Origin of the sequence: Gordonia spumicola (genome assembly GCF_009932475.1) — a bacterium.
Taxonomy (GTDB): domain Bacteria; phylum Actinomycetota; class Actinomycetes; order Mycobacteriales; family Mycobacteriaceae; genus Gordonia; species Gordonia spumicola.
Window position 1 is genome coordinate 2,263,797 of record NZ_BJOV01000005.1, and the last position, 19,404, is coordinate 2,283,200.

Annotated in this window: 13 protein-coding genes; 5 read left to right on the forward strand and 8 right to left on the reverse strand. The window is 69.7% G+C overall.

What is annotated here, in order from left to right; genetic code table 11:
* The first annotated feature begins 22 nt into the window (after positions 1 to 22).
* Together GYB83_RS21850 and GYB83_RS21855 are read left to right on the forward strand one after the other, a co-directional pair.
* Positions 23 to 595 carry a PPA1309 family protein gene (locus GYB83_RS21850; RefSeq protein ID WP_161897371.1) on the forward strand — a complete coding sequence of 191 codons (573 nt, stop codon included), beginning with the start codon at positions 23 to 25 and terminating at the stop codon, positions 593 to 595.
* 115 nt (positions 596 to 710) lie between these two features.
* Positions 711 to 2,606, forward strand: a complete 1,896-nt coding sequence (locus tag GYB83_RS21855) for a YhgE/Pip family protein (protein WP_161897372.1) — start codon at positions 711 to 713, stop codon at positions 2,604 to 2,606.
* A 2-nt stretch (positions 2,607 to 2,608) separates the two neighbouring features.
* Here GYB83_RS21855 and GYB83_RS21860 read toward each other — a convergent pair whose 3' ends face one another.
* Positions 2,609 to 3,664 (reverse strand): YlbL family protein, encoded by a 1,056-nt coding sequence (locus tag GYB83_RS21860; protein ID WP_186349831.1) that lies wholly within the window; start codon positions 3,662 to 3,664, stop codon positions 2,609 to 2,611.
* A 72-nt stretch (positions 3,665 to 3,736) separates the two neighbouring features.
* On the opposite strand from GYB83_RS21860, the gene GYB83_RS21865 reads away from it, so the two are divergent.
* Genes GYB83_RS21865 through GYB83_RS21875 form a run of 3 tightly spaced genes read left to right on the forward strand, consistent with a single transcriptional unit; the run spans position 3,737 to position 7,330 of the window.
* The gene (locus GYB83_RS21865) at positions 3,737 to 5,062 is read left to right on the forward strand and encodes a zinc-dependent metalloprotease (RefSeq protein ID WP_161897374.1); all 1,326 of its coding nucleotides are present in this window, start codon (positions 3,737 to 3,739) and stop codon (positions 5,060 to 5,062) included.
* A 55-nt stretch (positions 5,063 to 5,117) separates the two neighbouring features.
* A complete protein-coding gene (locus GYB83_RS21870) occupies positions 5,118 to 5,963 on the forward strand; it encodes a hypothetical protein (protein ID WP_161897375.1) in 846 nt (281 codons plus the stop codon).
* A gap of 53 nt (positions 5,964 to 6,016) precedes the next feature.
* Positions 6,017 to 7,330 carry an ABC1 kinase family protein gene (locus GYB83_RS21875; RefSeq protein ID WP_161897376.1) on the forward strand — a complete coding sequence of 438 codons (1,314 nt, stop codon included), beginning with the start codon at positions 6,017 to 6,019 and terminating at the stop codon, positions 7,328 to 7,330.
* A gap of 362 nt (positions 7,331 to 7,692) precedes the next feature.
* Here the strand turns inward: GYB83_RS21875 and GYB83_RS21880 are convergent, their stop codons facing one another.
* The 7 genes from GYB83_RS21880 to GYB83_RS21910 all read right to left on the reverse strand — a co-directional run bounded on the left by GYB83_RS21880 (position 7,693) and on the right by GYB83_RS21910 (position 19,347).
* The gene (locus GYB83_RS21880; RefSeq protein WP_161897377.1) at positions 7,693 to 7,980 is read right to left on the reverse strand and encodes a WhiB family transcriptional regulator; all 288 of its coding nucleotides are present in this window, start codon (positions 7,978 to 7,980) and stop codon (positions 7,693 to 7,695) included.
* A gap of 375 nt (positions 7,981 to 8,355) precedes the next feature.
* Positions 8,356 to 10,353 (reverse strand): ATP-dependent helicase, encoded by a 1,998-nt coding sequence (locus GYB83_RS21885; RefSeq protein WP_186349832.1) that lies wholly within the window; start codon positions 10,351 to 10,353, stop codon positions 8,356 to 8,358.
* 59 nt (positions 10,354 to 10,412) lie between these two features.
* Positions 10,413 to 10,667 (reverse strand): mycoredoxin, encoded by a 255-nt coding sequence (locus GYB83_RS21890; protein ID WP_161897379.1) that lies wholly within the window; start codon positions 10,665 to 10,667, stop codon positions 10,413 to 10,415.
* 10 nt (positions 10,668 to 10,677) lie between these two features.
* Positions 10,678 to 11,577 carry an NAD(+) diphosphatase gene (gene nudC, locus GYB83_RS21895; RefSeq protein ID WP_161897380.1) on the reverse strand — a complete coding sequence of 300 codons (900 nt, stop codon included), beginning with the start codon at positions 11,575 to 11,577 and terminating at the stop codon, positions 10,678 to 10,680.
* On the reverse strand, positions 11,577 to 12,638 hold the full coding sequence (locus GYB83_RS21900; RefSeq protein ID WP_161897381.1) for a potassium channel family protein: 1,062 nt from the start codon (positions 12,636 to 12,638) through the stop codon (positions 11,577 to 11,579). Before GYB83_RS21900 ends, nudC begins: the two co-directional genes overlap by 1 nt.
* Before the next feature lie 12 nt (positions 12,639 to 12,650).
* Positions 12,651 to 16,055: an ATP-dependent helicase gene (locus tag GYB83_RS21905; protein ID WP_228461716.1), complete on the reverse strand. Its 3,405-nt coding sequence runs from the start codon at positions 16,053 to 16,055 to the stop codon at positions 12,651 to 12,653.
* Positions 16,048 to 19,347 carry an ATP-dependent helicase gene (locus GYB83_RS21910; protein ID WP_161897382.1) on the reverse strand — a complete coding sequence of 1,100 codons (3,300 nt, stop codon included), beginning with the start codon at positions 19,345 to 19,347 and terminating at the stop codon, positions 16,048 to 16,050. The genes GYB83_RS21905 and GYB83_RS21910 overlap by 8 nt, the downstream gene beginning before the upstream one ends.
* Positions 19,348 to 19,404: the final 57 nt, after the last annotated feature.

Genomic DNA, 19,404 nt, shown 5'->3' on the forward strand with positions numbered 1-19,404 from the left:
CGACCGGAGACCACCTGTGACAATGAGTTCCGTGACCTTTCCACAGCAGCCGCAGAACTTCTCCCAGGCCGACCTCGGCAACGCCCTCGCGCAGTGCGCGGGATACGTCGCGGCGTCGCCGTGGGGATCGCCGGCCACCCTGTTCGCGCTGGTCCCGACGTCTTTCCTGGCGGCGCAGGCGCCCGACCTCGTCGACCCGACCGACGAGTCACCGCTCAGTCCGGTGGTGCAGGAGACCTCCGACGGCGACCTTGAACAGCTGCTGACGACGGTGAGCTGGCCCGACGCCGTCGTCGGCTGCGCGATCGTCACCGAGATCACGGTGCTGCCGCCCGACGCCGAGTCGGCGTTGGACCGGGCGTTCGAGCCGCTGCTCGCCGACCCGGACGCCGCCGACGCGGCCGCACGCGATGCCGCGCGGACGCACCCCGATCGCCGCGAGGCCAGGCTCATCGCGGGTGTCTTGCGGACCGGCCAACGCCTCGCGCTGCTCTCGCTGCGAGCGACGGACGACGAGCCGCACACCGAATCCGACCTGCGCACGCATCCGACGTTGGCGCCCAACGTGCTCGACGCACTCGCGTCGACCTTCTGATCGGCCGTCGCAAGCGCACGATTCGGGACAGGATTCCCACATCGCTTTGCGTGATCGGGATCACCGGATAGCGTCAACCCCATTTACTTGATCGAACGATCAACTGGGAGTGGGCGTGACGAACGAAGATCCGACGACACAGACGCCGACGGCGGAGGCCGCCGTCGCCGAACCGACAGGTCGCCGACCGTGGCACGACAGCCGCATTCGACGTGCCCTGCTCGCCGTCGTCGTTGTTGTTCCGCTTGCGTTCGCGGCCGTCTACATGTGGGCGATGTGGGATCCGACCGAGACCCTCGAAGACATGCCCGTGGCCCTGGTGAACAACGACATCGCGGTCGGCTCGGGCGCCGATCGTCTCGCCGCGGGCGACGAGGTGAAGCAGACGCTCCTCGATTCCGGAGCGCTCAAGTTCGACGCCGTCGACACCGAGACCGCGGTCGACGGCCTCGCCTCGGGCGACTACTACTTCGTCGTGTCGATTCCGACCAACTTCTCCGCGACGCTGTCGGGCCTGGGCGACACCACGAAGGCTCCCGCGCTGATCTCGATCACGTACAACGACAACAACACCCTTCTCGCGTCGAGCATCGGCGACAGCGTGATGTCCGCGATCCGCGCCGAGGTCGTCAAGGGCACCGCGGGCAGCAGCGTGAAGACCGTCCTGCAGGGCCTCGACGAGTTGAGCGGCGGCCTCAAGGACGCCGCGACCGGTTCCGGGCAACTGCACGACGGCACGAGTGAACTGTCTGCGGGCGCGGGCGAACTCGCCAAGGGCCTGCGCGACGAACTGGTGCCCGGCACCGCCGAGGCCGCCGACGGCGGCGGCCAGCTCGCGGCGGGCGCAGGCGAACTCGCCGCGGGTCTGACCGAGCTGCGCAGCGGTACCGACGAACTCGGCGCGGGCGCGACCGAACTCGCCGACGGCATCGACTCCATCGTCGGCGGCGTCGACGCGAAGGGCATCGCCGACCAGCTGAAAGCACTGAAGAAGGCGCTGCCGAACGATCCGTCGATCCGCGGCATCGTCGACGAACTCACCGGCGTCGTCGACGGCCTCGGCCAGCTCACGTCGGGCAGCCGGGAGATCGCGAACCAACTGACGAACCCGAAGGCCGACTACCGGTCGGGTGTGGAGCAACTCGTCGCGGGCTCGGCGGAACTCAGCAGCGGAGCGAACGAACTGAGCGCGGGCCTCGGAGAGCTCCACCAGGGCGCCACGGATGCGGCGAACGGCGCGCAGCAGCTCGCGGACGGTGCGGGCCAAGTCGACGACGGCGCGGGTGAACTCCATCAGGGTCTGTCCGACGGCGCCCGGCAGGCGCCCGACCTCGGCGACGACGTCCAGCAGCAGTCGCTCGCCGACCTGCTCGCCACCCCCGTCGACACGAAGGCGACCAACCTGGCCGCCGCACAGTTCAACGGCCCCGGCGGCGCTCCCCTGCTGCTGATCATGCTGACCGCGATCGTGCCGCTCATCGTGTTCATGTGTTGCCGCCCGCTCCGCGCATCGGTCACCGCCGCCCGCACGATCGGGATCCGCGCCTGGCTGCGGCGGGTCGCATTCGTCTGCGGCGTGAGCCTCGCGGCGATGGCCGCGTGCACCGTCGGCGTGTGGTCGTTCCTGAGCCCGTCACCCGACCCGGCGAATCTGGCGCAGACGCTGCTCATGGTCGCGGCGGCGACGTTGATGCACACGGCCGTCATCGGGGTCATGTTCGCGATCGGCGGCTACGTCGTCGGCTCGGTGACCGCCCTGGCCGGCATCATGCTGCAGATGTTCTCGTTCGGCGGCGTGTGGATGATCGAGACCGTTCCCGGCGCACTCAAATGGCTGCATCCGCTGATGCCCATGACGTACGTCCGTGACGGTTTCATCGCGTCGTTCAACGGCTCGTCCGGATTCTGGGCGGCCTTGGTGATCGTCGTCGGCATCACCGCCGTCTGCACGGCGGCGCATCTCCTCCTCGTCCGTGGCCGCACTCCCGCCGCGGACGCTCTCCCCGCCTGACGTCAGCAGTGGGGACGTGACTTGGCGGTGCCGATGGTGCCGAGCGCGTCGACGGCGCCCGCGAGGGTGTCGACCTTGACCAGTTCGATCCCGTCGGGTGCGTCCGACGTGGCGAGCGAGCAGTTTCCCGCAGGCACCAGGAACATCGTCGCGCCCGCGTCCTTCGCGGCGCGGATCTTGTGGTCGATCCCGCCGATCTCGCCGACCTTGCCCGACGGGTCGATGGTGCCGGTCCCGGCGACGAATTCGCCGTGCGACAGGTCGCCCGGAGTCATCTGGTCGATGATCGACAGCGTCATCATGAGTCCCGCGGACGGTCCGCCGATGTCGCCGACGTCGAACCGGATGTCCTTGGTCGGATCGGCGGGGACCGACCGCATCGTGACGCCCAGGAACGGGCGATTCTTGTCATCGGGTCGAGCGCCGAGCGTCACCGACGACGTCTGCTGCTTGCCGTCGCGCAGGAAGACGATGTCGACGACGTCACCGGGCCTATGAGCGCCGAGAGCCGACGCCACCGCCTCCATCGTCGCGACGGGACGCCCGCCGATCGAGAGGATCCGGTCGCCGTCGGCGAGCACGCCCTTGGCCGGGGAGGAGTCCGCCACCGTGCGGACGCCGACCGCGGTCGGCAGCTTGAGGAAGTTCCACGCGGCGAGGGTCGCATTGTCCTCCGACCCCGACATCTGCTGCTGGTTCTCCTGCCGGACCTGGTCTTCGCTCTGGTCCGGCGGGTAGTAGGCCTCGCGAGGCTGCACCTCGTAGTCGGACGACAGCCATTTGCCGATCGCCTGGAACAGGGTCAGTCCGTCGTACAGCGAGACCGTCGTCAGGTTCAGATGACCCTTCGGGGTGGGGTCGACGCCGCCGACCACCTGCACCACACGCACCTGGTCGCCCTCGTCGTTGGCGATCGTGCCGAGAGTGTTCACGGTGGGACCGGGGCCGAGCGCCACATACGGCACCCGCACGAACAGTCCGAGGCCGATGAAGACTGCCAGCAGCGCCACTGCCACATATATCGTGGCGACACGGCGGCCACTGCGGATGCTCGTCATCTGATCCAGGGTATCCGAGCACATCGCCGCGAGCCCGCCGGGAGGTCGGCCGATGCCGGTACCGTGGAGAACATGAACGATCTTCCCTTCGGATTCTCGTCGTCGAACAACGACGACGGTCGTGACGACAACGGTCAGAATCCCGGCGGCTTCGACCCCAACATGCTCGGCCAGCTGTTCAACCAGCTCGGCTCGATGTTCAGCGGGATGGGCTCGGGCATGACGCCGGGCAGCGGATCGGGCCCCGTGAACTACGACGTCGCCGCGTCGATGGCCCGCCAACAGATCGGGAACTTCACCCCGATGCTCGAGAAGGAGTCGTCGGCGGTCGCCGACGCCGTCCGTCTCGCCGAAGTCTGGCTCGACGAGCAGACGACGCTGCCCGCAGGCATCACGACCACCGCGGCGTGGACTCCCGTCGACTGGCTGGAGAACACCATGCCGACCTGGCGCACACTGTGCGACCCGGTCGCCCAGCAAATGGCTGCCGGCATGACCGACGGCCTCCCGGAGGAGGCGAAGGCCCTCGCCGGTCCGATGCTCGGCATGCTCGGCCAGATGACTGGCAGCATGTACGGCAGCCAGCTCGGCCAAGGCCTCGGCACCCTCGCGAAAGACGTCCTGACCGGCACCGACATCGGACTTCCGCTGGCTCCGCCGACGACGGGCGTCCTGCTGCCCGAGGCGATCGCACGCTTCTCCGAGGGGCTCGACCTGCCCGCCCAGGAGATCGTCGTGTTCCTCGCGGCGCGGGAAGCCGCCCACGTCCGGCTCTTCAGTCACGTGCCGTGGCTCAAGCAGCGGGTTCTCGCGACCGTCGAAGAGTACGGCCGGGGAATCCGCATCGACTTCGGCGGCATGCAGAACCTCGCCGAAGGCATCGACCCGCAACAGTTGTTCAGCGACCCGTCGAAGCTGCAGGAGTTGATGGGTTCGGCCGCGGCGTTCGAACCGCAGACCACGCCCGAACAGCAGGCGGCTCTCGCGCGCCTCGAGACGCTGCTCGCCCTCATCGAGGGCTGGGTGGAGACTGTCGTCAGCAACGCGCTGTCCGACCGAATCCCGAGCACCGCGGCCCTCACCGAGACCATGCGTCGTCGACGCGCCACCGGCGGCCCGGCCGAGCAGACGTTCGCGACACTCGTCGGCCTCGATCTGCGGCCGCGCAAGCTCCGTGAGGCCGCCGATCTGTGGACCAAACTCACCGAGGCGTCCGACGTGACCGTCCGGGACAGTGTGTGGGGCCACCCCGACCTCCTCCCCGACGGCGACGACCTCGACTCGCCCGCAGGCTTCATCGACCGGATGATCGGCGGCGACTCGTCGCTCGACGACGCGATCGCCGAACTCGAACGCAGCCTCACCGATGACGACAAGGGCGACGACGACAAGGCCTGATCAGCCTGTGGACAACGCGTTCGACGAAAACGGGCAATGGTGACATCGTGACGCCATGACGGACTTCGCGAACGACCCCGGCCTGCCCGTGCTGCTGCCCGGATATCCCGTCGTCGCCAGGCGCGACGGCACCGTGCAAGTCGGGTGCGACCCCGGGACGTCGGTGCTGCTGGAAGTCGGTGCACGCATCGCCCCGCGGGCGGTCGCATCGCTCCTGCAGACATTGCGCGAACCGGCGGACTACCCGTCCATCGCGCGCCGGGTCCGGTCCGTGGGACTCGACGCACGCAGTCTGCGCGCGATGCTCGACAGGCTCGTCGCCGCGGGCTGCGCGGTCCCGACCGATCGGCCGACGCCGCGGACCCTCTCCGTTCACATCATCGGGCGCGGCGACGTCGCGCGCGATCTCGCCTCCTCGCTCACCGGGGCCGGCATCGTCGTCGACGACGCCATCGCACCGGGGCTGATCGTCCTCGCCGACCAGCCCGTCGTCGACCCGCGCATCACCCGCAGGCTGATGTCGGCGGGATACCCGCACATGCCCGTCCACCTGCGCGACGGCCTCGGCGTCGTCGGGCCCCTCGTCCTGCCCGGCACGTCCAGCTGCCTGCGGTGCGCCGACATGCACCTCACCGACTTCGATCCCCAGTGGCCCGTCGTCGCCGCCGGACTCCTCGACGTCGTCGGCCACGCCGACCCCGCGGTGCTCCGCGCCACCGTCGCCGTCGCCCACGCACAACTCGACGAGACGATCGCGCTGCTGACCGCGGACGACGGACCCGCCCCGAGCCTCGTCGGTCGAACACTCGAGTTCCGCACCGGCCCGTCGCGCCTCGCGTCACACATCGCGCCAGTTCACCCCAGGTGCGGGTGCACCGCGAGGTCCGCAACTGCCGCTTAGCCTCGGCCACTGTCAGGGCGGTCAACTATCCTCGGAGACGGCGAAAGGACACCATGAGCGAGATCACACGCGGCCAGGGCCGACGTAACGCGAAACTTGCCGCACTGCCCCTCGGCATGGCAGGCCGCGCCGTCGGCGGACTCGGCAAGCGCATGACGGGCAAGAGCAAAGACGAAGTGAACGCCGAGCTCATGAACAAGACGGCCGAACAGCTCTTCGCCGTGCTCGGCGAACTCAAGGGCGGCGCGATGAAGGTCGGGCAGGCCCTGTCGATCATGGAGGCCGCGATCCCCGACGAGTTCGGCGAACCCTTCCGCGAAGCGCTGACCAAACTGCAGGCCGAAGCACCGCCGATGCCCGCCAAGACCGTCCACAAGGTCCTCGACCAGCAGCTCGGCACCCGCTGGCGGGAACGATTCCTCGAGTTCAGCGACGAACCCGCCGCATCGGCCAGCATCGGCCAAGTCCACAGAGGCGTCTGGAAGGACGGGCGCGACGTAGCCGTCAAAGTCCAATACCCGGGTGCGGACCACGCCCTCAAAGCCGACCTCAAGACACTCAGCCGCATGTCGGGGCTCATCCAGAAGCTGTCCCCCGGCACCGACGTCAAAGGCATGTTCGACGAGCTGATCGACCGCACCGAAGACGAACTCGACTACATCGGCGAAGCCGACAACCAGCGCGCCTTCGCCAAGGCTTTCGACGGCGACCCCGACTTCGTCGTCCCCAAGGTGATCGCCAGCGCCCCCAAGGTGATCATCTCCGAATGGGTCGAAGGCAAACGCCTCTCCCAGATCATCGCCGACGGCACCCAGGAAGAACGCAACGCCGCCGCCACCAAGATGACGACCTTCGAAGTCAGCTCCCCGACCAGGGTCGGACTCCTGCACGGCGACCCCCATCCCGGCAACTTCTTCGTCCTCGACGACGGCCGGTTCGGCATCCTCGACTTCGGCGCCATCGGCCGCTACCCCGACGGGCTGCCCCCGATGACCGGACCCATCCTCGCTCTCGCCCGTGACAAGAAGTACGACGAACTCCGCGACCTCATGGTCGAAACCGACTTCATCCGCGCCTCGCACGCCGACCGCGTGAGCCCGGACGACCTCGCGAAATACCTCCAGCCGTACGTCGACCCCCTGTACAGCGACACGTTCCACTTCACCCGCAAGTGGCTCCAACGTGCGGCGGGCAAGGCCACGGACCTCACCGGCGACGTCTACAAGACGTCCCGCAACCTCAACGTCCCCCGCGAGTACGTGATGGTGTTCCGCGTCCTCATCGGATGTGTCGGCATCGCCGCCCAGCTCAATGCGGAGGCTCCGTACCGGGCGATCATGGCCCAGTGGGTCGACGGTATCGCCTGACCCCTCTCCCTGTGTTCCGCTGTCCGGCCGGGCGATGCGGCGTGGACATGGTTTGTTCGGCAGTCCTCGCGGGCTCGCCTAACGGCTCGCGCGCTGCGGAGGGCTCTCAAACCATGTCCACGCCGCCTCGCCCGGCCTGCGTCGTACAGGGTTTCAGCCAGTCGCCATTCGTCTCTGCGTTGGAGCCCTCATGCTGGTTGAGCAGGGCCCGGAGCGATAGCGCAGCGGCCGGGTCGAAACCTCGGCCACCCGGGCCGGAGGGCGTGTGGACGAAAATGTCACACACGAGAAACGAACGCAGAGCCCAGAAGAACGACGGATGGAACGCGGCCGGGGTAGAACAACACCACGACGCGCAACATCTAGGCGACGGCGTTCTTACGAGGCCGCCCTCGCGGCCGCTTGCGGGCGATGACGACGCCGCCGTCGAAGATCTCGCCGCCCCACACGCCCCAGGGCTCGGAGCGTTCGAGGGCGAGGTCCAGGCACTGGGCCTGGAGCGGGCACGTCTTGCACAATGCCTTGGCCTCCTCGAGGAGGCTGGGCTGGTCGGCGAACCAGAGGTCGGCGTCGCCGCTCTGGCAGGGCAGTTCGACGTCTCGTCGCCTGACGGTGTCGTCGGTGGTTGGTGACAGTGTGGTGGTACTCATGGAGTCGGGCTTTCTCATCGCAGATGAACGGGTGTTTCTGATGAACCCCGGCCGACTCGACAGACAGTCGAGAAAGGCCACGGGTTCGCGTTTCGCGATTCGCCGTGGCCTCGTGATGTTCCTGCTAGTGGATCACTAGTCTTGTCGGAACGGCTGTCGAGCGCCTGGACGGGTCATGGGGAATCGCTGGCGCTCTCGCGCCACTGCTCCTGCCGGTGCGGCATGGTCTGATGCCACACGCCAATGCTTTGCAATCATTTGATTCGACTCCCCTTTCCATTCCAGGTCTCCACCACACGCCGAGTTGGGCGTGTCACTTACTCGAACTACTTTAGGTGCGGGTCGCATACGGCACAACCCATTTTCTACCTGCGGTTATGTTCCACCGAGACCCGCCTCCACCGCGGCGAGGACCTCGCTGCCGATGAGGTCGGCCCGCTCGGGTCCGAAGCCGCGGACGGCGAGGAGTTCGGTCATGTCGACCGGCAGGTCGGTGGCGATGGTGCGGAGCATCGCTTCGCTGAGGACGTTGGCAGGCATGACGTCGTTGCGGTCGGCGAAATCCTTCCGCCATGCCCGGAGGCTGCGGAAGACGTCCTTGTCGGGTTCTTGGCGCGGTTCGTCGCGCATGGACGGCGGGGTCGGCAGGACGCCGTCGAGGAACCGGGACCGCTTGCGGGTGGCGCGTCGGCCGTCGCCGCGGGACAGGCTCCAGGACAGGTGGAGATGTTCGCGGGCGCGAGTCACGCCGACATAGAAGAGCCGACGCTCCTCTTCCACTTCTTCCTGCGTCCCGGTGGCGCGTCCGAGCGGAACGGACCCTTCGTGGAGTCCGGTCAGGAACACGGCATCCCATTCGAGGCCCTTGGCGGCGTGCATGGACGACAGGGTGACTCCGTCGACGGTCGGTGCGTGTCGGTTCTTGGACCGACTGTCGAGTTCGCGTACGACGGCGGCGAAGTCGGCGGACGGCTGTTCGGCGACGATCGTCTCGATCACTTCGACGAGACGCAGGAGCTGCTGCCAGCGGGCCTTCGCGTTGGCGCCCGCCGGTTCGGTGTCGGTGAGCCCGACAGCGGCCAGTGCCCGGCGGACGGCGTCGAGCACCGGCATCGGGGGCGGCGGACCGTCGGCGAGCGCGGTGAGCCGACGCATCGCGGCCATGATCTCGGGGCGCGAGAAGAATCCCTGGTCACCTCGGACCTGATAGTCGATCCCGGCCGCGGACAGTTCTTCCTCGTACAGCTCGGACTGTGCGTTCACGCGGTAGAGGACGGCGATCTCGGTGGCGGGGACACCGGCGCGGATCAGCCGTTTCACCTCGCCGACGACGGTCCCGACTTCGGTGGCCTCGTCCTCGTTCTCGGAGAACACCGGAGCCGGGCCGGACGGGCGTTGCCCGACGAGTTGCAGACGGGTGCCGGCGATGCGGCCGTTGGCCTTGCCGATCACCGTGTTCGCGAGGTCGACCACCTCGGGCGTGGAGCGGTAGTCGCGTTGCAGGCGGACGAGCGTGGCGTCGGAGAATCGGCGGGTGAAGTTCAGCAGGTGATCGGGGGTCGCCCCGGTGAAGCTGTAGATGGTCTGGTTGGCGTCGCCGACGACGGTGAGGTCGTCGCGTTCACCGAGCCACGCGTCGAGCAGATTCTGTTGGATCGGAGTGACGTCCTGGTACTCGTCGACGACGAAGCTGCGGTAGCGGGCGCGGAACTCGTCCGAGATGGACGGTTCGGCCTGCAGGATCGTGGTCGTGAAGATGATGAGGTCTTCGAAGTCGAGGAGACGGACTCCGTCGTACGACGTCTTCGCGTCCTCGTAGGCGGCGAACATCTGCGCGACGGTCCGGGCGTCGGTCGGCAGGTCGCGGCGGCCGGCCTTCGCCGCGTCGACGTAGGCGGCGGGACTGATCGCCGACGACTTGGCCCATTCGATCTCCGACGCGAGGTCGCGCAGCAGGTCGCGATCGGCGGAGTCGAGTCCGAGGTCGCGGGCGACGCGCGCCACCAGCCGGAACTTGTGGTCGAGGAGTTCCCACTGCGTCGACCCCATGACGGACGGCCAGAAGTACCGGAGTTGGCGGAGCGCTGCCGCGTGGAAGGTCTGCGCGACGACGCTGCCGCCCGGCCCGGACACGCCGAGTCCCGCGAGACGTTCCCGCATCTCGGCCGCGGCCCGCGCGGTGAACGTGACCGCGAGGACCTGACTCGGGTTCACCTGGCCCGACTCGATGAGATGCGCGATCCTGCGGGTGATGGTCCGCGTCTTGCCGGTGCCCGCGCCCGCGAGCACGCACACCGGCCCGCGCGGAGCCGTCACCGCCTCCAGCTGCTCCGGGTCCAAACCCGCGAGCGCTCCCGTCTGCGCCGTTCTCATCGCCACGTCACCACGATCTCACGAGGGTCCGACAGAACCGCGCCTGTCCAGGTCGGGCCCTACAGAAGCCCCAGTTTCGACATGACTTCGCCGACCGCGGGGTTGGTGGCGGTGGAGCCGTCCGCGTAGAGCGCGGTCGGAACCACGTGGTTGCCGTTGTTGACGCTGCCGACGAACTCGGCGGCATCCGGGTTCGCTTCGATGTCGATCTCGGTGTACTCGACGTCGTTGCGGTCCAGACCGGCCTTCAGCCGGTTGCAGAACGGGCACCAGGTGGTCGTGTACAGCGTGAGCGCGGGATTCTCAGAGGTCATGGCCGAGACTTTATCGCGGTGCGTGCGCCCAGGCCTCGACGAGGTTGCGCGCGATGGAGATGCCTGCGGGCAGCATGAGCTTCAGATCGGGGACGTCCGCTCCCCAATCGGCCCCTCGCTCGAGCGCGTCGAGCACCTCGTCGCGGTGGAACCACTGCGCGTCGGCGAGCTCGCCGTCGCGGAACTCCAGCGGTTCGGTCGGGTCGCCGACGGCCTCGAAGCCCAGCATCAGCGACCGGGGGAACGGCCACGGCTGCGACCCGAGGTAGCGGGGATCGGTGACGGTGATGCCCGCCTCCTCGGCGACCTCCCGTCGGACGCACTGCTCCAGCGACTCCCCCGGCTCGACGAAGCCCGCGAGCGTCGAGAACCACTTGTCCGGCCACACGGCCTGCCGGCCGAGGAGGATCTGGTCGGCGCCGTCGTGGACCAGCATGATGACGGCCGGATCGGTGCGCGGGAACTCGTCCCCCGCTCCGGTGCGGAGGATCCACCCGCCGTTGACCGCGGTCACCCGGTCGCCGTCGACCGGCGAGAACTGTGCCGCGCGATGCCAGTTGAGGATTCCGAGCGCGGTCGCGAGCATCCCGGCCTCGTCGGGCGACAGCCGGTGCGAACCGGTCCGTGCATCGGCGACGTCGCCTGCCACCTCGTCGGCCCGGACCGCCCACCGATGGACCCCGTCGACGCCGATGAAGACGGCGTCCGACGGCGGCCGTTCACCGACAGCCGCCTCCCACGCGATCGCGCCGTCCCCGGTCACCGCGAATCGCCCCTGGTGGTCGATCCGCAGGACGAGGGCGTCCGCCCAGCCCGCGACCAGCCGCTCCGGGCTCTTGCGGATCTCGTCGCCGCGGTCGAACTCGGCGCGCGCCAGCATCGGCGGTCGGTGGAACTCGAACGACGCCATCAGGACGGCCCGCCCTGGCGGACATACAGGAGCCGGTCGCCGACCTCGATCTCTTCGACCTCGGGTTCGCCGACCCGGTACAGCCTGCCCTCACGGACCACACCGAGGACCAGGTCCTTCGTGTGCGCGGGTGAGCCGCCGGTCTCCGACGGCTCCACTTCGCGCTCAGCGATCGCGTACCCCTCCTCGGGGCTGAGGAGGTCTTCGACGACCTCGACGACCGACGGCGTGATCGTCGCGATGCCGAGGAGACGGCCCGCGGTCTCGGACGAGACGACCACCGAGTTGGCGCCGGACTGTCGCATCAGGTGGGTGTTCTCGGCCTCGCGGATGGACGCGACGATCTTGGCCGTCGGGTTGATCTCGCGCGCGGTGAGAGTCGCGAGCACCGCGGTGTCGTCGCGGTTGGCGGCGATCACGATCGCCGACGCGTACTGCACGCCGGCAAGGCGAAGCACGTCCGACTTCGTGGCGTCGCCACGCACCGTGACCAGACCGTGCGTCGCGGCGGCCTCCAACGCGCCCGGGTCGTTGTCGACAACAACGATGTCGGCGGGTTTTCCGCCGTCGGCGATCACTGCGTCGACCGCGGTACGGCCCTTGGTGCCGTAGCCGACGACAATCGTGTGGTTCCGCACGCGGTTTCTCCAGTTCTGGATCTTGATGGCCTGCCGCGACCGTTCGGTCAGCACCTCGAGGGTGGTGCCGATGAGCACGATCAGGAAGAGCACGCGCAGCGGCGTGATGAAGATGATGTTGACCAGCCGCGCCGACTCGGTGATCGGCGTGACGTCGCCGTATCCCGTCGTCGACAGCGTGACCGCCGAGTAGTACAGCGAGTCGATGTAGGTCAGCGGCGTCTCTTTGGCGTCGCGGTATCCGTCGCGGTCGAGGTAGACGACGACCGAACAGACGAACAGGGCGATCAACGCCCACAGGACTCGGCGGCCGATGGCCCGCGCCGGGCTCTTCTCGATCTCGGGGATCCGGACGACGCCGACGAGCGCGTAGTCCGGCTCGTCCACGAGGCCGCCCTGCCGGCGGCGCAGTCGTTTACGCACAGGCTGAGGCTACTACTGCCCGTGGCCTGGCGCGCGGAGCATCTCCGCAAGACCGTCGGCGTCCGGCAAGTCGTCCGGTTCGAGCGTCACATCGTGCCGGACGTAGTGGAACGCGGCCCTGACCTTGTCGACGTCGATGTCCATCAACTGCGCCCACGCGACGCGGTAGGCGGCGAGCTGAACGAACAGCGATCCGCGTTTGGCCGGTTCGGGCACCGACCCGGTCTTCCAGTCGACCACCAGCCAGTCGTCGCCGTCGCGGAACACGGCGTCCATCCGACCGCGGACGACGGTCTCGCCGATCACCGTCTCGAATCCGACCTCCACCTCGACGGGGGTCCGATCGGCCCACGCCGACGCGAGGAACGCCGCCCGCAGGACCGCGAGCTCGTCGTCGCCCGCATCGCCGGACGCAGCGTCCGACGCTCCGGGGAGCTCGTCCATGTCCAGGAGCCGCGTGGCGCCGAACCTCCGTTCCACCCACGCGTGGAACGCCGTGCCGCGACGTGCGAGCGGATTCGGCCGGAACGGGACCGGCCGACGCAGGCGGGCCGCGAACGCCTGCTCGTCGGTGTCGAGCTCCACGAGCTGGCTGACCGACAGGTGCCCGGGCAGTTCGACGTCGACGACCCGATCATTGTCGCGGGCGTGCTCGTCGAGCAGGACGTCGACCTCCGCCCGCCACGCGACGACGTCGGGATGATCACAGGCGATGTCGTCGACGGTGAACAGGCCCTGGGCGACACGGGCGGCCGCGACCAGGTCGGCCGCGGCCTGCATCGGCGCACGCCGCTCCCCCAGCCTGTCGACCGGCCAGGTCACCGACACCTGCCGTGCGGTCAGCGGGTTGGTCGCGTCGGGCGCAGGCGCGGGCGCGTCGACGTCGATCGAGAACGCCGCCGCGTCGACCCCCTCGACCTCGCCCGCCGCGGCGCTCGCGACGAGTTCGGCGAGTTCGGTGTAGAACGGCGAGCCGCCGCGCGGCTTGTCGCCCGACTCCGACCAGTGGTGCGCGGACACGAGCAGCGTGTGCTTGGCCCTGGTGAGCGCCACATACAGCAGACGACGGTCCTCGTCGAGTCGCCGATCGTTGACCGCCGCCTTGTGCTCGTCGATGGCGGCTTCGAGTTCTTTCCGGTCGGCCAGACCCGCGAGGTCGATAGGCGGATAGCCCTCACCGCCGATCTTGTCGGCGAGGTCGCCGCGGAGCGACGCGGGCAGCTCGCGGGCCGACCCGAGCCACGTGGTCTCGGCCTTGCCGCTCGGCCAGATCCGGTCCGCGACGTGAGGCATCGCCACCACGTCCCACTCCAGCCCTTTCGCGGCGTGGACGGTCAGGATCTGGACACGCTCCTCGGCCACCTCGACCCGGCCTGCCTCGAGGCCCTTCTCCACGGCTTCCGCCGTGTCGAGGAACGCCAGCAGGCCCGGCAGGGTGGCCCCGGATCGCTCCGAGTAGTGGGTCACGTAGTCGGCGAACGCGTCGAGATGCTCGCGGCCGGTGATCCGCCCGCGCATCCGACGCGCGCGGATCTGCGCTTCGACGGCCACCCCGGTCGTCTGTTCGACGTCGGCGACGAGCTCGGGCAGCGGCTGACCTATCCGTCTGCGCAGGCCCTCCAACTGCTTGCCGAAGGTCAGGATCCGCTCGTATCCCGGCGCGCTGTAGCGGGCCCTGTCGCCCGGGTCGGCGAGGGCGTCGCACAGTCCCGCCGAGTCGACCGACTCTCCCGGCAGCGCCGCGTCGAGGGCGTCGCCGAGCGCGTCGGGCGTGGTCACGGCTCCGGTCGTCGGGAGTCCGCTGCCCGCGGCCAGCTCTCGCGCCCGCCGCCACAGCGCGGCCAGATCGGCCGCGCCCAACTGCCAGCGGGCGCCCGTCAGCAGGCGCATCGCCGCCGTCCCCGCCATCGGGTCGGACATCAACCGCAGGGTGGCGACGATGTCGGTGATCTCCGGAACGTGCAGGAGTCCGCCGATGCCGACGACTTCCGCCGGAATGCCGCGGCGTTCCAGTTCGGCGGCGATCGGAGCCGAGTCCTCGTTGCGTCGGACGAGGACCGCGGTCGTCGGCGGCGGGACGTGGTCGCGTTCGGCCGACCGGTAGTAGTCCTCGACGCGGTCGGCGATCCACACTCGTTCGTCGACGACGGTGTCGGTCAACGCCAGTCGGACGGTCCCCTCGGGCGCGTCCGGGCGGGCCCGCAGGGTGCTGACCGGAACTCCGCGCCGCCGCAGCTCGTCGGACGTCCGGTTCGCCAGGTACAGCGCCGCGTCGCAGTTGCGCCAACTGGTGAGCAGCTCCCGGCGATGCGCGCCGGTCCCGTCGTTGCGGGGGAAGTCGAGGGCGAACCGGGGCAGGTTGGCGGCCGACGCCCCGCGCCAGCCGTAGATCGACTGGATCGGGTCGCCGACGGCCGTCACCGCGATCGACGGGGTGCCGGTCGGCTGGACGCCGCCGAAGAGCTTCGACAGCAGGATCCGCTGCGAATGACCGGTGTCCTGGTACTCGTCGAGCAGCACGGCGCGGATCCCCGACCGCTCGGCCGACACCACCTCGGGATGCGTGGCGACCAGTCGGGCCGCGAGCGACATCTGACTGCCGAAGTCCAAAGCGCCCTGCGCCGTCATGGACTCCCGCAATGCGACGACCAGCGGGATCAACTCTCGCCGTTCGTCGATGACGGCCTGGTAGCCGCGGAGTTTCTGGCTCGGCTCGGCTCGTTGCCCCGCGCCCTTGGGCAGCGAGTCGATGAGCCCGTACAAGTCGTGCCCCGACTCCCGCAGCGTCTCGACGTCGACGAGGTGCTCGGCCATCTCCGAGTACAGCCGCAACACGGCCTCGGTGACCGACGACGGCACCTTCGTCGTCGTCAGCTCGCCCGGCCACGAGGCGACGACGGAGAACGCGAGCTGCCACAACTCGGTCTCGCTGAGCAGAGTCGACGTCGGTTCCACCGGCAGCAGCAGACCGTAGTCGGCGATCAGCCTGCCCGCATACGCGTGATACGTGCTGACCTCGGTGTCGGCGCTGCGCAGACGGGCCGCGAGGACACCGGACGGATCCCATTCGAGCAGCGCCGGACTCCCCGCGAGCATCGACAACCTGCGCCGGATGCGCGCGGCCAGCTCGCTGGCCGCCTTGCGGGTGAACGTGAGGCCGAGGATCTCGTCCGGACCGACGAGTTGATTGGCGACGAGCCACACCACGCGCGAGGCCATCGTCTCCGTCTTGCCCGCGCCTGCGCCCGCGACCACGAGCATCGGCTCCATCGGGGCCTCGATCACCTCGACCTGCTCGTCGGTCGGCGGCGGCAGTCCGAGGGCCGCCGCGAGCGAACGTGCACCGATCCTGGCGCGCGTCTCCCCGCTATTCGAGCGCGTCTCCCCGTTATTCGAGCGCAGTCGAGAATCAGTCATCGGTCACCGCCTTTCCGCGGAGTTTCGCCGGGCACGCTGCGGCGAGCGAACAATGTCCACAACCGGGATTCGGGGTCGCCGTGAACACCGGACCGACGCTCGACGTCGCGGCGGCGCGCACCACGTCGAGCCACTCCTGCACCTGCTCGGGCGTCAGCGGCTCCTGGAGTCGTTCGGCGGCCCCGGTCTTCTTGTTCGCCGAGTTCACGTAGACGAGTCGCCCGCCTCCCGGCTGCGAAGGCGGAACGCCGTCGACGCCGCCGAGCAGCAGGGCGAGCTGGTACGCGGCCAACTGCGGGTGCTGCTGGGCGTCCGCGACGCTGATCACCGTCTTCCCGGTCTTGACGTCGACGATCACCGGGCGGCCCGCGTCATCGGTCTCGAGCCTGTCGATGCGTCCGACGAGTCGGACCGGCATGTCGTCGGGCGAGGACTGCGGCAGGTCGGCGCTCAGCTCCACTTCGACGCCGACCTCGGTCAGTTCGCCGCGCGAGGCTCGCAGCCAGTCCCGGAAATGGGTCAGCATCGCCTCGGTCCGTTCGAGTTCACGCGCCGAATACCACTCGGCGGGCGAACTGACCCGGCCCCACACCTCGTGCAGCGCCGCGCTCACCTGCGTCGGATCCATCCGACCCGCGACGGCTTGGACCAGCGTGTGGACGAGCGTTCCCGTGACTGCCTGTTCGGCATCGCCGTCGCGGCCGCCGTGACGCTCCATCATCCACCGCAGGGAGCATCGGCTGAGCGCTTCGACAGTCGACGGCGACAACGACCGGGCGCCGCGGTCGGGTGTCCACAGCGGCTCGTCCGTACTCGGTCCCATCAGGCCGAACCACTCGGCGGGCGCGGCTCCGGGCACCCCGGCCTGCGCGAGGCGGGCGATCAGCGTGGCCGCCGACGACGTCCGTTCGTCGGGAGCGTCGACGACGCCCGCGAGCACCTGTTCGGTCCCCGCGACGACGGCGGCGCGCAGGTCGGCGACCAGCGACGGGAGCGACAGCACGCGAGAGACACCCGGGTCGAGCGGGATCTCGTCCGGCTCGGCGTCGTCCGCCGAGTCCGAGCCGTAGCCGCCGAGCGCGTCGGCGATCTCGGGGACGAAACGCGACGGCGATGCGTCTCCGGTTCCGTCCTCGACCGCGGTGACGAGCAGCCTCGACCGCGCGCGCGAGCACGCGACCAGCAGCAGCCGACGTTCCTCGGCGAGCATCACCGCGCCGCGAGAGATGATGTCGACCGCATCTGCGTCGACACCGTCGAGCAGATCGAGGAGAGCGGGCGTATGGAGGATGCTGCCGCGGCTGCGCAACGACGGCCACAGCCCGTCGAGCACACCGGGCACCGCGACGACCTCCCATTCGCGTCCCGACGCGGCGTGCGCGGAGAGCACCGCGACGGTGTCGGACGCGGCGACGGCCACCCGCGACTCCCGCGGGATCTGCAGTTGGGCGAGGTAGTCGACGAACTCGGTGAGCGACGCCGACGGCAGGTTGTCGGTGAAGGCTCCCGCCGCCTCGAACATGGCGAGCATCGCGTCGAGGTCCCGGTCGGCCTGGTCACCGGTGCGGCCGCCCCGCAGGGACCGCGCCCGCCAGCGCCGTTCGAGTCCGCTCGCCTGCCACGCCCGCCACAGCGTCTCCTCCACGCCGACACCGGAGCCCGCGGCCTTGCGCGCGGCCCGCACGACCTTGGTCACCAGTCGCAACGGCATCGCCTCGAAGTCGGACATCGACGCGAGGTACTCGTCGGCCGCATCGTCCGAGCACAGCGCCAGGGACAGCGAGATCAGCGAATCGCGGTCGACGCCCGCCGAATCGTCGATGCGCCGGACCGCTCTGCGGAGCCGTCGCAGCGCGGCCGGGTCCGCCGCGCCGATCGGGCCGGTCAGCAATGCGATCACCTCGTCCGACTCGACCGTCCCGCCAGACGCGAGACGCAGCGCGGAGGTGAACGCCTGCACCGCGCGCTGGCGGTGGATCGGCGTGTCGTCGGTCGGCGTCGCCATCGGCACGCCCGCCGACGAGAACGCGCGACGGAGGGCCGGCAACGCCCGCGGAACCGAGCGGACGATCACCGCCATCTCCGACCACGGCACCCCGTCGAACAGGTGCGCCCGCCGAAGCGTGTCGGCGACGGCCGTCGCCTCCTTGGACGCCGATGAGAACACGCGCACGCTCGCGTCACCGACCGCGTCCGCGTCCGCGATCGCCGGGAACGGATGCGGCCTGGCGCCGGGCAGCCGGGCGGTGAGGACGCGCGCCACCGCGTTGACCTGAGCACTGCTGCGGTGATCGACGTCGAGGACGATGTCGCGGACCCCGTCGGCGGCGAGACCGTCGGCGAAGCGCGGGCTCGCACCGCGGAAGCCGAACACCGACTGGTCGGTGTCGGCGGCGACGACGGCCGAGTCGGCTCCGGCGCCGAGCGCTTCGATCAGCCGCGCGGCCTGCGGGTCGAGGTGCTGCGCGTCGTCGACGAGGAGGTGCCGGATGCGCTGCCGCTGCGCCGCGAGCAGACCGGCGTCGGTCGCGAACGCCGACAGCGCCGATCCGATCAGTTCGGCGGCGTCGACGGCCGTCGCGCTCGCCAACGGCGCGTCGAGACCGACGGCTCCGCGCAGCAGCATGCCCTCCTCGTACTGCCGGTAGGCGTATCCGGCCGCCACCCATTCGGGCCGATCGTGCCGACGTCCGAGGTCGGCGAGGTCTTTCGGCCCGAGACCGCGTTCGGCGGCCCGCATCAGGAGGTCGCGGAGCGCCTGCGCGAAACCGTTCGTCGTCAACGCCGGACGCAGCGACGCCGGCCAGTAGTCGGCTCCGTCCTCGACGTCGCCCGCGAGCAGTTCGCGGAGCACCACGTCTTGTTCGGATCCCGTCACCAGCCGTGGTGGCGGATTCCCGTGCGCCTGAGCCTGGAGCCGGAGGACCGCGAACGCGTACGAGTGGACGGTCCGCACCAGCGGCTCGCGCAAGGCCCCGCCGAGTCGGCCGCCCGCCGACAGGACACGGCGGGTGATCTCGTCGCGCAGCGCCGTCGCCGCGCGCCGATTGGCCGCGAGGACCAGCACGGACTCGGGGTCGACGCCGGGATCGAGCAGGCGGGCGACGGCCGCATCGGTGATCAACGCCGTCTTGCCGGTGCCCGCACCGCCGTGCACCCGGAACGGGTGCCACGGACGTGCGGGATCGGCGGCGTGCGGGCCGTGCAGCACCGGCCTGACGTGCTCGGGCCACTCCCGCAGCGTTCCGGCCGACGCGGGAGCCACGATCAGTCGGGTGTCGGGGCGGGCCATGCACACATGGAACCACGCCCGTCCGACAATTCCGCGGCCGGTCGACGCCCGTAGAGT